The following is a 13,132-nucleotide window of genomic DNA, read 5'->3' as shown; positions in this document are numbered from 1 at the left end:
ACAATAATCTTAAAAGCCGCACACTGTTGCGGCTTTTTTTTTACCTGCCGTTTACCTCGGCTATGCTTATCTAATATTTTTCAAGGAGGTAGACCATGAATATTATTGCCATCATGGGTCCGCATGGCGTCTTTTATAAAGATGAGCCGATCAAGGAGCTGGAAAAATCATTACAGTCTCGCGGATTCCAGCTTATCTGGCCGCATAACAGTGCCGATCTGCTTAAGGTTATCGAGCATAACCCACGTATCTGTGGCGTCGTCTTTGACTGGGATGAGTACGACCTGGAATTGTGCAGCGATATCAATCAGCTCAATGAATATCTGCCGCTGTATGCGTTCATCAATACTCATTCGACGATGGACGTCAGCGCTCACGATATGCGCATGGCGCTGTGGTTTTTTGAATACGCACTCGGAGCAGCCGAGGATATTGCGACGCGCATCGAGCAATATACCCGTGAATACCTCGATAACATCACGCCTCCTTTTACCCGCGCACTGTTCAACTATGTGAAAGAAGGTAAATACACCTTCTGCACGCCAGGTCACATGGCGGGAACGGCATACCAGAAAAGCCCGGTTGGTTGTCTGTTCTATGATTTCTTTGGCGGTAACACGCTGAAAGCGGATGTCTCGATCTCGGTGACGGAACTCGGCTCGCTGCTGGACCACACCGGCCCGCATCTGGAGGCGGAAGAGTACATCGCCCGCACCTTCGGCGCCGAACAAAGTTATATGGTGACCAACGGCACGTCGACGTCTAATAAGATTGTTGGCATGTACGCCGCACCTGCCGGAAGCACACTGCTGATTGATCGTAATTGCCACAAATCGCTGGCGCATCTGCTGATGATGAGCGATGTCGTTCCGCTCTGGCTGTCGCCAACGCGAAACGCGCTGGGGATTTTGGGCGGCATTCCGCGCCGTGAGTTTTCCCACGCGGCGATTGAACAGAAAGTCGCATCGGTTGCGGGCGCAAGTTGGCCTATTCATGCGGTGATTACCAACTCGACCTATGACGGGCTGCTCTACAACACCAACTGGATCAAGCAGACGCTTGACGTATCATCGATTCACTTTGATTCGGCCTGGGTTCCCTATACCAATTTCCACCCGATTTATGCGGGAAAAAGCGGGATGAGCGGCGAACGTATGCCGGGCAAAGTATTCTTCGAAACTCAGTCGACACATAAAATGCTGGCGGCGTTCTCGCAGGCTTCGCTTATTCACATCAAGGGCGAATACGACGAAGACACGTTCAACGAAGCTTTCATGATGCACACTACCACTTCGCCAAGCTATCCACTGGTGGCCTCGATAGAAACGGCGGCAGCGATGTTGCGCGGCAATCCGGGTAAACGCTTGATTAACCGTTCAGTGGAACGGGCGCTGCATTTCCGTAAAGAAGTACAGCGACTCAAAGATGAGGCCGACGGCTGGTTCTTTGATATCTGGCAACCGGAAGAGATTGATGAAGCCGAATGCTGGTCCGTTGCACCTGACGAAAGCTGGCATGGATTCCGCGATGCGGATGCGGATCATATGTTCCTCGATCCGGTGAAAGTCACCATTCTGACGCCGGGGATGGACGAGCAAGGAACGATGAGCGATGAAGGGATCCCGGCGGCGCTGGTGGCGAAATTCCTCGATGAACGCGGCGTAGTGGTAGAGAAAACGGGCCCGTACAATCTGCTCTTCCTGTTCAGTATCGGGATCGATAAAACCCGTGCGATGGGGCTGCTGCGGGGGCTGATGGAGTTCAAACGCGCTTACGATCTTAATCTGCGGGTGAAAAACATGCTCCCGGATCTGTACGCTGAAGATCCTGATTTTTATCGCAACATGCGGATCCAGGATCTGGCTCAGGGGATCCATAAGCTGATCCGCCAGCACGATCTGCCGCGTCTTATGCTTCAGGCGTTTGACGTTTTGCCCGAAATGAAACTTACCCCGCACAAAGCCTGGCAACGTCAGGTAAAAGGCGAAGTGGAAACTATCGAGCTGGAAAATCTGGTGGGACGCATATCGGCCAATATGATCCTGCCTTATCCGCCTGGCGTTCCGCTATTGATGCCGGGCGAGATGATCACCGAGCAAAGCCGGGCGGTGCTCGATTTCCTGCTCATGTTGTGTTCCGTCGGTCGTCATTATCCCGGTTTTGAGACAGATATTCACGGTGCGAAGCGCGACGAAAACGGCACTTATTGGGTGCGAGTCTTAAAAAATAGCTAAGCGCTTGCGTGCTCAGGGTTTTCGGTTGTAACGTTTGGGCCTTATCAAAAGGAGAGGCTATGCTGGGTTTAAAACAGGTTCACCATATTGCGATTATTGCGACCGATTACGCTCACAGTAAGGCGTTCTATTGCGACATTCTCGGATTCACGCTGATGAGCGAAGCTTATCGCGCTGAACGCGATTCGTGGAAAGGTGACCTGGCGTTGAACGGGCAGTATGTGATTGAGCTTTTCTCCTTTCCTTTCCCACCTGCGCGCCCGTCGCGACCAGAAGCCTGTGGGCTTCGCCATCTCGCCTTCAGCGTCGATAATATTGAGCAGGCGGTGAAGCATCTTGAAGGGCATGGCGTGAAGTGCGAAGCCATTCGCATCGATCCGTTTACCAATAAGCGCTTTACCTTTTTCAACGATCCTGATGGCCTGCCGCTGGAGCTTTATCAGCAGTGACGTTACTTGCAATCGCTCAGTCTGTTTCTCCGTACCGTCAGTTGCTGGTGGGGTTTAGCGGTGGCCTGGACTCTACCGTCCTGTTACATCGCCTGATGCTGTGGCGTGAACAACAGCCCGATGTCCAGATCCGTGCTATTCATATTCATCATGGGCTTAGTGCTAATGCCAATGAATGGGTGGCCCACTGCGAGACGCTTTGCCAGACGTGGAATATCCCGCTGATCGTTGAACGCGTGACGCTTAAGGACGAAGGACTTGGGACGGAGGCGCAGGCACGTAAGGCACGGTATGCCGCCTTTGAGCACGCGCTTCGGCCCGGTGAAGCCATCGTGACGGCGCAGCATCTCGACGATCAGTGTGAGACGTTTTTACTGGCGCTTAAGCGAGGCAGCGGCCCGGCGGGATTATCGGCGATGGCTGAGCGCAGCAAATTTGCCGGGACATACCTGCTGCGTCCTTTGCTGAACGAAACCCGTTCATCGCTGGAGCATTGGGCGCGTGTACACAATCTGCGCTGGATAGAAGATGAAAGTAATCAGGACGATGGCTACGATCGTAACTTCTTACGTCTGCGTATTTTGCCCGAACTTTCTCAGCGTTGGCCGCATTTTGCCGAGGCGACGGCAAGAAGTGCGCAATTATGTGCAGAACAGGAAAGCTTGTTAGACGAACTGCTGAGCGAGGAGCTGGCGAACCTGGTGTCGGAAGAGGGGGCGCTGAGTATTTCTCCGCTGGAATCGATGAGCGTGGTGCGCCGAGGGGCGTTAGTTCGTCGCTGGCTTGCGGGTCATCACGCGCAAATGCCCTCGCGCGACATGCTCAAGCGAATCTGGGATGAAGTGGCTCAGGCGCGCGAAGATGCCAACCCGTGTCTGCATCTTAATGGGTTTGAAATCAGACGCTTCAAAGCGCAGCTCTGGTGGGTTAAGCATCAGCCGTCGCTGACAGATAACATCATCTCCTGGCCTGATATTCACGAACCGCTGAAGCTACCGCACAGGGCGGGTCTGGTTGCTCTTAATGCGCCCGGTAATGTGCGTTTGCCAGCAGTGGGAGAGCAGGTGACGATCCGCTTTAAAGCCAGCGGGAATTTACATATTGTGGGCCGCAACGGTGGCCGCAAGCTGAAAAAAATCTGGCAGGAGTGCAACGTACCGCCCTGGCTTCGCGACACCACGCCTTTATTATTTTATGGTGAAACGCTGATTGCGGCGGCGGGAGTCTTTGTCACGCAGGATGGCTGGGCGGAAGAGGGGTTGAGATTCGAGCGGAAGGCGTAACGGGCAGCGAACTGCCCGTTACAGAAAATTACTCTTCGCTCACCACGACGGTGCCGATATCTGGATGACTGAAGCTGGCGATTTTATCGAGGCGAAGTTCACGCGTTTTCCCGGCATCTTCGACGACCAGATATTCAACGTTCTTGCGTGAGACCAGGTCACTCGCTTTTGCTTTCAACTCCTCGCCGTCTTTTAACGCCAGCGCCAGAACCAGGTGATTCTGACAGGCGAGCTCGAGGTTGTCGTAGTCATCGCAGTTGATGGGTTGATAGGTATCATTCATTGACATAATCGCTCACCAGTAAATTCGCAGCAGCATACGCCGCTTTTTCCCTGACCGATTCTGAAAGGCTGGCGTCCGACGCCACTTCATTCAGCACTTTCAATACACAGCCCAACGCATCGGGGATATACCCCAGATCTCCGCTGGCAATTTCCGCATACCTTTTGCGAATTAACTCACAATAATTTTCCACATCCCCTCCTGCCAGCGCACTGACGTTACTGTGAGATACACTTAAGCCTACGAAGATAAACTCGGTTTAGCAAGGTGACTATACCATACTCATTCAAGCAATATCAGCGCCTTGATATTGCTGCGATTCACCGCGAGGTAACAGCCTTTTGGCTGGAATTTCGCTACAATGTGCGCCTGATTCGAATGGAGTTCTCTCATGGCGCTGAAAGCGACAATTTATAAAGCGGTAGTCAACGTTGCTGACCTTGACCGCAACCAGTTTCTCGATGCGTCGTTAACGCTGGCTCGTCACCCGTCAGAAACGCAGGAACGCATGATGCTGCGCCTGCTGGCGTGGATCAAATACGCCAATGAACGGCTGCAATTTACGCGTGGACTGAGCGCCGAAGAAGAGCCAGAAGCCTGGCTGCGCAACGATCATATGGGCATTGATTTGTGGATTGAGCTCGGCTTGCCGGACGAACGTCGAATCAAAAAGGCCTGCACGCAGTCCGCAGAAGTGGCGATTTTTGCCTATAATCAGCGTGCTGCGGAAATCTGGTGGCAGCAAAACCAGCGCAAATGCGCCCAGTATTCACACCTTTCAGTGTGGTATCTGGACGATGAACAACTGGCGAAATTGACTGAGTTTGCCGCCCGTACTATGGCGCTGCAGGCGACGATCCAGGATGGCGCTATCTGGCTGTCTGATTCTCAGAATAATCTGGAAATTCATCTTACTGCGTGGCAGTCACCGTCATGATTGTGGTGTCCCGAACCGTCACTATCCCCGACAATGAGTTTGAGATAACGGCGATCCGGGCTCAGGGCGCGGGTGGACAGCATGTGAATAAAGCCTCAACGGCGATTCATCTGCGCTTTGACATTCGGGCCTCCAGCCTGCCAGAGTCCTATAAAGAAGCCTTGCTCGCCGCCAGCCATCACCTCATTACCAGCGATGGCATTATCATTATTAAGGCGCAAGAGTATCGCAGTCAGGAATTGAATCGAGAAGCCGCACTTTCCCGGCTGGTGGCGGTCATACAGGAACTGACTACAGTTCAGAAAAGTCGCCGCGCCACGCGACCGACGCGAGCCTCAAAAGAGCGTCGGTTGTCTTCGAAAGCGCAAAAATCCACGGTAAAATCACTGCGTGGAAAAGTTCGTCGGTCTCAGGATTGATAAACCGGATACCATTTTTATAAGGAATTCATCGTGAAAACAGCGATATGGTCAGTTATTGCCGCATCAACGCTTTTTGCCCTCATTGGGTGTAATAATCGTGCTGAGATGCAGACTTTACAACCGACACAGTCGGAAGAGTTAAAACCGATGCAGCAGAGCTGGCGCGGTGTTCTGCCTTGCGCCGATTGCGAAGGCATTGAAACGACATTGTACCTGGAAAAGGATGGTTCATGGGTAATGAACCAGCGCTATCAGGGGGCGAAAGAACCGTCATCCTTTGCCACTTATGGCAAGTGGGCGCGCACCGCTGAGAAACTGATTTTGACGGATTCCGAAGGCGAGAAAACCTATTTCCGCGCCAAAGGTGAGGGCATGGAGATGCTCGATCGTGAAGGTAATCCGATCGAATCTCAGTTTAACTACACGTTAGCGCCAGTCAAAGCGGCTCTGCCCTCAACGCCGATGGCGATGCGCGGCATGTATTTCTACATGGCAGATGCAGCAGTCTTCACCGATTGTGCAACGGGCAAGAAAGTCAGTGTGGCAAACAATGCGCAGCTGGAACGTGATTATGCCGTGGCGCGCGGGAATGACAGCAAGCCAGTGTTGTTGACAGTAGACGGTCACTTCACGCTGGAGCCGAACCCGGATAGCGGCGAGATGGTGAAAACGCTGGTAACGGATAAGAGTGCGAAGTTTGCGGCGGGTAAAGACTGCGACAGCAAATAAGACTGAAAAGAAAAACCCCGCAATCGCGGGGTTTTTTGTGGCTTAACCTTTGATGGCTTTCACCAGGTAATCAAGGACATCGCCGGTCTTGATCATCTGCTTCTCGCCGCTGCGACGGTATTTGTATTCAATCTCGTCGCTGTCGAGGTTACGGTCGCCGATAACGACAGTGTGCGGAATGCCGATCAGTTCCATATCCGCAAACATCACGCCCGGACGCTCTTTACGGTCATCCATCAGCACTTCGATACCCTGCGCACGCAGTTCGCTGTACAGCTTCTCAGCCAGTTCCTGAACACGGTAAGACTTGTGCATGTTCATCGGCAAAATCGCGACCTGGAACGGGGCGATATTGTCTGGCCAGACGATGCCGCGTTCGTCGTGGTTCTGCTCAATGGCTGCTGCAACCACGCGAGTTACCCCGATACCGTAGCAACCCATGGTCAGCGTCTGGTTACGGCCATCTTCACCCTGAACGGATGCATTCAGCGCCTGAGAGTACTTCGTACCCAACTGGAAGATGTGACCGACTTCGATACCACGTTTGATCATCAGCGTACCCTGGCCGTCCGGGCTTGGATCGCCGGCAACCACGTTACGGATATCTGCTACTTCTGGCGTCGCGGTGTCGCGATCCCAGTTGATGCCGAAGTAGTGCTTACCGTCGATGTTCGCGCCAGCAGAGAAATCGCTCATGGCTGCCACGGTACGGTCAATCACGACTGGAATCGGCAGATTAACCGGGCCCAGTGAACCAGGACCTGCGTTAACTACCGCGCGGATTTCAGCTTCGGTAGCGAAAGTCAGCGGGCTTGCAACCTGCGGCAGTTTTTCTGCTTTGACTTCGTTCAGCTCGTGATCGCCACGAACCAGCAGCGCAACCAGCGGATACGCGCTTCCTTCAACGGATTTCACCAGCAGAGTTTTTACCGTTTTCTCGATCGGCAGATTGAACTGCTCAACCAGCTCGGCGATGGTTTTGGCGTTCGGGGTATCGACCAGCTTCATCTCTTCTGTCGCTGCCGCACGTGGGGTCGCAGGGGCCAGAGCTTCTGCAAATTCGATATTTGCCGCGTAGTCAGAGGTGTCGGAGAAGATCACATCATCTTCACCGCTCTGCGCCAGCACCTGGAATTCGTGAGAGGCGCTACCGCCGATAGAACCGGTGTCAGCTTGCACAGCGCGGAAATCCAGACCCATGCGGGAGAAGATCTTGCTGTAGGCGCCGTACATCACGTCGTAGGTTTCCTGCAGGGATTCCTGAGAAGTATGGAAAGAGTAGGCATCTTTCATCAGGAATTCGCGGGAACGCATCACGCCGAAACGCGGACGAACTTCGTCACGGAACTTGGTCTGGATCTGGAAGAAGTTCAGCGGCAGCTGTTTGTACGAGTTCAGCTCGTTACGAATCAGGTCAGTGATCACTTCTTCATGCGTTGGGCCGAGTACAAACGGGCGCTCGCCACGATCAACAAAGCGCAGCAGCTCTGGGCCGTACTGCTCCCAGCGACCACTTTCCATCCACAGGTCAGCAGGCTGAACCACAGGCATGGACACCTCGATAGCACCGGCGTTGTTCATCTCTTCACGCACGATGTTTTCGACTTTTTTCAGGACGCGCAGGCCGGTCGGCAACCAGGTATACAACCCAGAGGCCAGCTTGCGGATCATCCCGGCGCGCAGCATCAGCTGATGGCTGATGACTTCGGCGTCGGCAGGTGTCTCCTTCAGTGTGGAGAGCAGATATTGGCTAGTACGCATGTTGTTACGGTTCCATTTCGACGATTGGACCAGGCTGAAACGTCAGACTGACACAAAAAAAGTGGTTTAGTTTACCAGTGTGGCAAAGATGCCAAAAGAGAGGAAAATAAAATTAGCGCACTTCCAGCGCAAACACTTCAAAACCTGACTCGGTGACGCGCCAGCGCACATTAAAATCGAGCAACAGGACGGCGTAAGTTTTGCCAGCTTCTTCCTCTTTTTTATACGCGGGTCGTGGATCTTGCGCCAGGACTTCAACAATAAAGGCTTTCAGGCGAGGGTAGCGCTTTTCCAGGAGCAGAAGTTGCGCGTCAACATCGGACGTAAAACCGACGGGCATATCGGCGACCGGTGCCTGCTGAGCGTAGCTCGCACGCGCCTCGGGCAGCGCTTCGGCAAAGGGCAGATAGGGTTTGATATCCACTACCGGCGTACCGTCGACCAAATCCAGACTGCCTAACTGCAGGATCACCTGATCCTTTTGACAGCGAATATCTTTTAGCTCAATCAACGACATCCCGACAGGGTTCGGGCGGAAGGTCGAACGCGTGGCAAACACCCCCATTCTGGCATTCCCACCCAGGCGGGGAGGGCGCACCGTCGGACGCCAGCCTCCTTCCATCGTTTGATGAAAGATGAACAGCACCCACAGATGGCTAAATGCCTCAAGCCCACGCACGGCGTCGGCCTGATTATAAGGAGGAATTAAGTGAAGTTCACCGCCGCCGCTTTTAACCAGACCCGGCTGGCGCGGTACGGCAAACTTCTCTTTATAAGGCGAGCGGATAACACCTATCTGCTCAAACTGAAATGCACTCATTTCGCCGTGACGTTAAGGGCATTGCCCATGCACACCGCCTGACGATAGCAGCCTGGCGTGCCGCTGGTGACTTCACAGCTGTGCAGCAGGACGGCGTTAGCTTTCATTTTGGCGGCGTTAATCTGCAGACGTTTACGCGCGGTTGGGATGTTTGGCGGAGAGTCCTGATTGCTGGCCTGGCAGGATTCGCCGGTGACTTCACCCAGATCGCGGAATGGTTTGCCAATTAAGTCTTCAGCTTTGGTGTAGATTCTTACCGGTGCAGGGCGCGGTGCCTTCGGCTTGGCTGGCTCCACCTTCGGTGGGGTTGCAGTGCTTTTAACAGGTTCAACAGGAGATCTGCTTAGCATTGAACAGCCGCTCAGCATGAGTGCTAAAAGACAGATCGGTAAAGCACGCATAATATTTCCTCAATGAATAATCAAATCGTCAGTTATTGAATCAGTTGCCCGCATAAATGACAAGACGGGCTTTCGCCCGTCATGAATGATATTACAGAAAGGTCAGATTACCAGCCTTTAACAGCGCCGCCGTTAAACACTTTGTTGGCTTCCTGGTAAACTTCGTCAGACTGGTATGCCTGGACGAATTTTTTCACGTTTTCCGCGTCTTTGTTGTCTTCGCGGCTCACGATCAGGTTCACGTATGGGGAGTCTTTGTCTTCAACGAAGATACCGTCTTTCGCTGGTGTCAGGCCAATCTGGCTGGCGTAAGTGGTGTTGATCACGGCCAGTGCAATCTGCGCGTCGTCCAGAGAACGTGGCAGCTGCGGTGCTTCCAGCTCAACCAGCTTCAGGTTTTTCGGGTTTTCAGTTACATCCAGTACGGTTGGCAGCAAGCCCACGCCGTCTTTCAGTTTGATCAGACCCACTTTCTGCAGCAGCAACAGGGAGCGGCCCAGGTTGGTTGGATCGTTAGGAATCGCGACCTGAGAACCCGGCTGCAGCTCTTCCAGAGATTTGATTTTTTTAGAGTAGCCCGCGATCGGGTAAACGAAGGTATTCGCGACGGCAACCAGTTTGTAGCCACGGTCTTTGATCTGCTGATCCAGATACGGTTTGTGCTGGAAGGCGTTAGCGTCGATGTCGCCTTTGCTCAGCGCTTCGTTAGGCAGAACGTAATCGTTAAAGGTAACCAGCTCAACGTCCAGACCATATTTCTCTTTTGCCACTTTCTGTGCAACTTCAGCAACCTGCTGCTCAGCGCCAACAATGACACCGACTTTAATGTGGTTTGGATCTTTTTCGTCCTGACCGCAACCCACCAGAGCCAGAGAGCCAATCAGCGCGCCTACTGCGGCAAAGGTCTTCAATTTAAACGTCATGTCATATCCTTAATTCGTCGAGTTTGCGTTGTGTAACGTTATTTATGAGTAACAGCCCGGACGATGCGATCGCCTGAGAATTGAATGAGATAAACCAGCACAACCAGCAATACCAGAACCGTGTTCATTACGGTAGCGTTATAACCAATATAACCGTATTGATAGCCGATCTGCCCCAGGCCGCCAGCCCCAACGGCGCCGCCCATGGCGGAATAACCTACGAGGGTGATCAGCGTAATGGTTGCCGCATTCACCAGGCCCGGCAGCGCTTCAGGTAACAGAACTTTGCGTACGATCTGCATCGGCGTCGCGCCCATAGCACGAGAGGCTTCAATCAGACCGGTTGGAATTTCCAGCAGGGCGTTTTCAACCATACGCGCGATGAATGGTGCGGCGCCTACGGTCAGCGGAACGATAGCCGCCTGCAAACCAATAGATGTTCCCACGATGACTCGGGTAAATGGAATCATCCACACCAGCAGGATAATAAAAGGAATCGAGCGGAAGATATTCACCAGCGCAGAGAGCGTGCGGTAAAGCTTCGCGTTTTCGATAATCTGCCCAGGACGCGTGACGTACAACAGCACGCCAACCGGCAAGCCAATCACGAAACCAAAGAATCCAGATACGAAGGTCATTGCCAGCGTCTCCCAAACGCCGCGAACCAGCAGCCACATCATCGGCTCAGACATAACCCAGTACCTCTACTTTTACATGGTGTTCCTGCAGCCAGGCGATTGCGGCTTGCGTCTCTTCTTGTGTTCCGTGCATTTCCGTCAGCATGATGCCGAACTTCACGCCACCGGCGTAATCCATCTGCGCACTAATAATGTTGTTGTTCACATTGAAGCGGCGCGCAGTTTCGGAAAGCAGCGGGGCGTCAACGGACTGACCGGTAAATTCCATGCGCAGCATTGGAACGCTGTCTACACCAGATTCTGTTTTTAAACGCGCCAGATAATCTTCCGGGATATCCAGGTGCAGCGTGGACTGAATGAACTGCTGTGCCAGTGGTGTTTTCGGGTGCGAGAACACTTCGCTCACCGTGTCCTGTTCAATCAATTCACCGTTGCTGATTACCGCGACACAGTCGCAAATGCGCTTCACAACGTCCATCTCATGAGTAATAAGGAGAATGGTCAGCCCGAGGCGGCGGTTAATGTCTTTCAATAATTCGAGGATAGAACGGGTGGTGGCAGGATCCAGTGCGCTGGTGGCTTCGTCGCAGAGCAGCACTTTCGGATTGCTTGCCAGCGCACGTGCAATCGCCACGCGCTGTTTCTGGCCACCGGACAAATTGGCTGGGTAGCTGTCGTGCTTATCAGACAGCCCGACCAAATCCAGCAGCTCGGTCACCCGGCGTTTCACTTCTTCCTTTGGTGTATTGTCCAGCTCCAGTGGCAGCGCGACGTTACCAAAAACGGTGCGCGAGGCCAGCAGGTTAAAGTGCTGGAAGATCATGCCAATCTGACGACGGGCTTGAGTTAATTCTTTTTCAGAAAGTTTGGTTAATTCCTGGCCGCCAACCTGGACGCTGCCTTCGGTCGGACGCTCGAGCAGGTTAACGCAGCGGATGAGCGTACTTTTACCGGCACCCGAAGCGCCAATGACGCCATAAATCTGTCCAGCCGGAACGTGCAGGCTGACGTTGTTCAGCGCCTGAATCGTTCGGGTTCCTTGCTGGAACACTTTGGTGATATTGGAAAGTTTAATCATTAGATTATTTTTATCGTATGTAAGTTAGCCGTGGCATTTTCTTCTGCCAGATACGGGGTTCAGCCGTAAACAAAATGGATGTTAAGGCATCCAGACGTCTAAATCAATGTCACTGTGCGCGATGAGCACTTTCTTGCGTGGTGAAACGTGAGATAATAGCGGGACATGCCTTTTTCAGGAGTAAACCCGTGGCAAAATCAGTACCCGCAATTTTTCTCGATCGTGACGGCACTATTAATGTCGATCATGGTTACGTGCACGAGATTGATGCGTTCGAATTTATCGACGGCGTTATTGATGCCATGCGCGAACTCAAAGCGATGGGCTATGCGCTGGTGGTGGTGACCAATCAGTCCGGGATCGCCCGGGGTAAATTTACCGAAGCGCAATTCGAAACGCTGACCGAATGGATGGACTGGTCATTGGCCGATCGCGACGTCGAGCTGGATGGTATCTATTACTGCCCGCATCACCCACAGGGATCGGTGGAAGAATATCGCCAGACGTGTGATTGCCGCAAACCACATCCGGGGATGTTTATCTCCGCGCAGGAATTCCTGCACATTGATATGGCGTCTTCTTATATGGTGGGCGACAAACTGGAAGATATGCAGGCGGCAACCGCTGCGGGTGTGGGGACCAAAGTGTTAGTTCGCACCGGCAAGCCTGTCACACCAGAAGCTGAAAGCGCAGCGGATATGGTGCTGAATAGCCTCGCTGAGTTGCCAAAAGCGCTCAAAGCGCAGCAAAAATAGGCGTTGTGTTGAAAATGTGAGCGGTTGAAATAAAATTGTATTTTTCCGCTTGTCATTCCTCGGAAGCTCCCTATAATGCGCCTCCATCGACACGGCAGATGTGAATCACTTCACACAAACAGCCGGGTCGGTTGAAGAGAAAAAATCCTGAAATTCAGGGTTGACTCTGAAAGAGGAAAGCGTAATATACGCCACCTCGCAACGGTGAGCGAAAGCCGCGTTGCACTGCTCTTTAACAATTTATCAGACAATCTGTGTGGGCACTCAAAGTGACATGGATTCTAAACGTCGCAAGACGCTAAATGAATACCAAAGTCTCTGAGTGAACATACGTAATTCATTACGAAGTTTAATTCACGAGCATCAAACTTAAATTGAAGAGTTTGATCATGGCTCAGATTGAACGCTGGCGGCAGGCC

The 13,132-nt window shown here is 52.8% G+C and carries 15 protein-coding genes; 7 read left to right on the top strand and 8 right to left on the bottom strand.

The features are described 5' to 3' along the window. Positions 1-95 precede the first annotated feature (95 nt). The 3 genes from C3708_RS08935 to tilS are packed head-to-tail and all read left to right on the top strand — an operon-like array spanning position 96 to position 3,966. The gene (locus tag C3708_RS08935; RefSeq protein ID WP_103949105.1) at positions 96-2,234 is read left to right on the top strand and encodes a lysine decarboxylase LdcC; all 2,139 of its coding nucleotides are present in this window, start codon (positions 96-98) and stop codon (positions 2,232-2,234) included. Between the two features lie 59 nt (positions 2,235-2,293). After that, positions 2,294-2,683, top strand: coding sequence for a VOC family protein (locus C3708_RS08930; protein ID WP_095280855.1), 390 nt, complete (start codon positions 2,294-2,296; stop codon positions 2,681-2,683). After that, on the top strand, positions 2,680-3,966 hold the full coding sequence (tilS, locus tag C3708_RS08925) for a tRNA lysidine(34) synthetase TilS (protein WP_103948061.1): 1,287 nt from the start codon (positions 2,680-2,682) through the stop codon (positions 3,964-3,966). Before C3708_RS08930 ends, tilS begins: the two co-directional genes overlap by 4 nt. A 28-nt stretch (positions 3,967-3,994) precedes the next feature. On the opposite strand, the gene rof is transcribed toward tilS, so the two are convergent. Together rof and C3708_RS08915 are read right to left on the bottom strand one after the other, a co-directional pair. Further along, complete coding sequence (gene rof / locus C3708_RS08920) at positions 3,995-4,255, bottom strand: Rho-binding antiterminator (protein ID WP_095280857.1); 261 nt, start codon at positions 4,253-4,255, stop codon at positions 3,995-3,997. Further along, complete coding sequence (locus C3708_RS08915; RefSeq protein WP_095280858.1) at positions 4,242-4,442, bottom strand: YaeP family protein; 201 nt, start codon at positions 4,440-4,442, stop codon at positions 4,242-4,244. Before C3708_RS08915 ends, rof begins: the two co-directional genes overlap by 14 nt. Before the next feature lie 198 nt (positions 4,443-4,640). Between C3708_RS08915 and C3708_RS08910 the strand changes: the two genes are divergently transcribed. The 3 genes from C3708_RS08910 to nlpE are packed head-to-tail and all read left to right on the top strand — an operon-like array spanning position 4,641 to position 6,337. Beyond that, positions 4,641-5,186: a YaeQ family protein gene (locus C3708_RS08910; protein ID WP_095280859.1), complete on the top strand. Its 546-nt coding sequence runs from the start codon at positions 4,641-4,643 to the stop codon at positions 5,184-5,186. Continuing rightward, a complete protein-coding gene (arfB, locus tag C3708_RS08905) occupies positions 5,183-5,605 on the top strand; it encodes an alternative ribosome rescue aminoacyl-tRNA hydrolase ArfB (protein WP_103949104.1) in 423 nt (140 codons plus the stop codon). The genes C3708_RS08910 and arfB overlap by 4 nt, the downstream gene beginning before the upstream one ends. A 33-nt stretch (positions 5,606-5,638) precedes the next feature. Next, a complete protein-coding gene (nlpE, locus tag C3708_RS08900; RefSeq protein ID WP_095280861.1) occupies positions 5,639-6,337 on the top strand; it encodes an envelope stress response activation lipoprotein NlpE in 699 nt (232 codons plus the stop codon). A gap of 42 nt (positions 6,338-6,379) precedes the next feature. Here nlpE and proS read toward each other — a convergent pair whose 3' ends face one another. From proS to metN, 6 genes are all read right to left on the bottom strand, one after another. Next, positions 6,380-8,098, bottom strand: a complete 1,719-nt coding sequence (gene proS, locus C3708_RS08895) for a proline--tRNA ligase (RefSeq protein ID WP_095280862.1) — start codon at positions 8,096-8,098, stop codon at positions 6,380-6,382. Between the two features lie 112 nt (positions 8,099-8,210). Continuing rightward, on the bottom strand, positions 8,211-8,918 hold the full coding sequence (gene tsaA, locus C3708_RS08890) for a tRNA (N6-threonylcarbamoyladenosine(37)-N6)-methyltransferase TrmO (protein WP_103949103.1): 708 nt from the start codon (positions 8,916-8,918) through the stop codon (positions 8,211-8,213). Further along, the gene (gene rcsF, locus C3708_RS08885; RefSeq protein ID WP_095280864.1) at positions 8,915-9,319 is read right to left on the bottom strand and encodes an Rcs stress response system protein RcsF; all 405 of its coding nucleotides are present in this window, start codon (positions 9,317-9,319) and stop codon (positions 8,915-8,917) included. Before rcsF ends, tsaA begins: the two co-directional genes overlap by 4 nt. A 107-nt stretch (positions 9,320-9,426) precedes the next feature. Beyond that, positions 9,427-10,242, bottom strand: coding sequence for a methionine ABC transporter substrate-binding lipoprotein MetQ (gene metQ, locus C3708_RS08880; RefSeq protein ID WP_095280865.1), 816 nt, complete (start codon positions 10,240-10,242; stop codon positions 9,427-9,429). A 38-nt stretch (positions 10,243-10,280) separates the two neighbouring features. After that, positions 10,281-10,934 (bottom strand): methionine ABC transporter permease MetI, encoded by a 654-nt coding sequence (locus C3708_RS08875; RefSeq protein ID WP_003856130.1) that lies wholly within the window; start codon positions 10,932-10,934, stop codon positions 10,281-10,283. Continuing rightward, positions 10,927-11,958 carry a methionine ABC transporter ATP-binding protein MetN gene (gene metN / locus C3708_RS08870; protein ID WP_103948065.1) on the bottom strand — a complete coding sequence of 344 codons (1,032 nt, stop codon included), beginning with the start codon at positions 11,956-11,958 and terminating at the stop codon, positions 10,927-10,929. The genes C3708_RS08875 and metN overlap by 8 nt, the downstream gene beginning before the upstream one ends. A 188-nt stretch (positions 11,959-12,146) precedes the next feature. On the opposite strand from metN, the gene gmhB reads away from it, so the two are divergent. Next, a complete protein-coding gene (gene gmhB, locus C3708_RS08865) occupies positions 12,147-12,713 on the top strand; it encodes a D-glycero-beta-D-manno-heptose 1,7-bisphosphate 7-phosphatase (protein ID WP_095280867.1) in 567 nt (188 codons plus the stop codon). Positions 12,714-13,132: the final 419 nt, after the last annotated feature.

Origin of the sequence: Lelliottia sp. 7254-16 (assembly GCF_002922995.1) — a bacterium.
Classification (GTDB): domain Bacteria; phylum Pseudomonadota; class Gammaproteobacteria; order Enterobacterales; family Enterobacteriaceae; genus Enterobacter; species Enterobacter jeotgali.
Note: the sequence above shows the minus strand (reverse complement) of the source record. Positions and strands in the feature narration are given on the sequence as shown.

Bases quoted from the DNA above. Each gene is read 5' to 3' on its own strand.
- C3708_RS08930 (WP_095280855.1), top strand. From the start codon at position 2,294: ATGCTGGGTTTAAAACAGGTTCACCATATTGCGATTATTGCGACCGAT.
- proS (WP_095280862.1), bottom strand. From the start codon at position 8,098: ATGCGTACTAGCCAATATCTGCTCTCCACACTGAAGGAGACACCTGCC.
- C3708_RS08935 (WP_103949105.1), top strand. From the start codon at position 96: ATGAATATTATTGCCATCATGGGTCCGCATGGCGTCTTTTATAAAGAT.
- rcsF (WP_095280864.1), bottom strand. From the start codon at position 9,319: ATGCGTGCTTTACCGATCTGTCTTTTAGCACTCATGCTGAGCGGCTGT.
- arfB (WP_103949104.1), top strand. From the start codon at position 5,183: ATGATTGTGGTGTCCCGAACCGTCACTATCCCCGACAATGAGTTTGAG.
- metQ (WP_095280865.1), bottom strand. From the start codon at position 10,242: ATGACGTTTAAATTGAAGACCTTTGCCGCAGTAGGCGCGCTGATTGGC.
- tsaA (WP_103949103.1), bottom strand. From the start codon at position 8,918: ATGAGTGCATTTCAGTTTGAGCAGATAGGTGTTATCCGCTCGCCTTAT.
- C3708_RS08875 (WP_003856130.1), bottom strand. From the start codon at position 10,934: ATGTCTGAGCCGATGATGTGGCTGCTGGTTCGCGGCGTTTGGGAGACG.
- rof (WP_095280857.1), bottom strand. From the start codon at position 4,255: ATGTCAATGAATGATACCTATCAACCCATCAACTGCGATGACTACGAC.
- C3708_RS08910 (WP_095280859.1), top strand. From the start codon at position 4,641: ATGGCGCTGAAAGCGACAATTTATAAAGCGGTAGTCAACGTTGCTGAC.
- metN (WP_103948065.1), bottom strand. From the start codon at position 11,958: ATGATTAAACTTTCCAATATCACCAAAGTGTTCCAGCAAGGAACCCGA.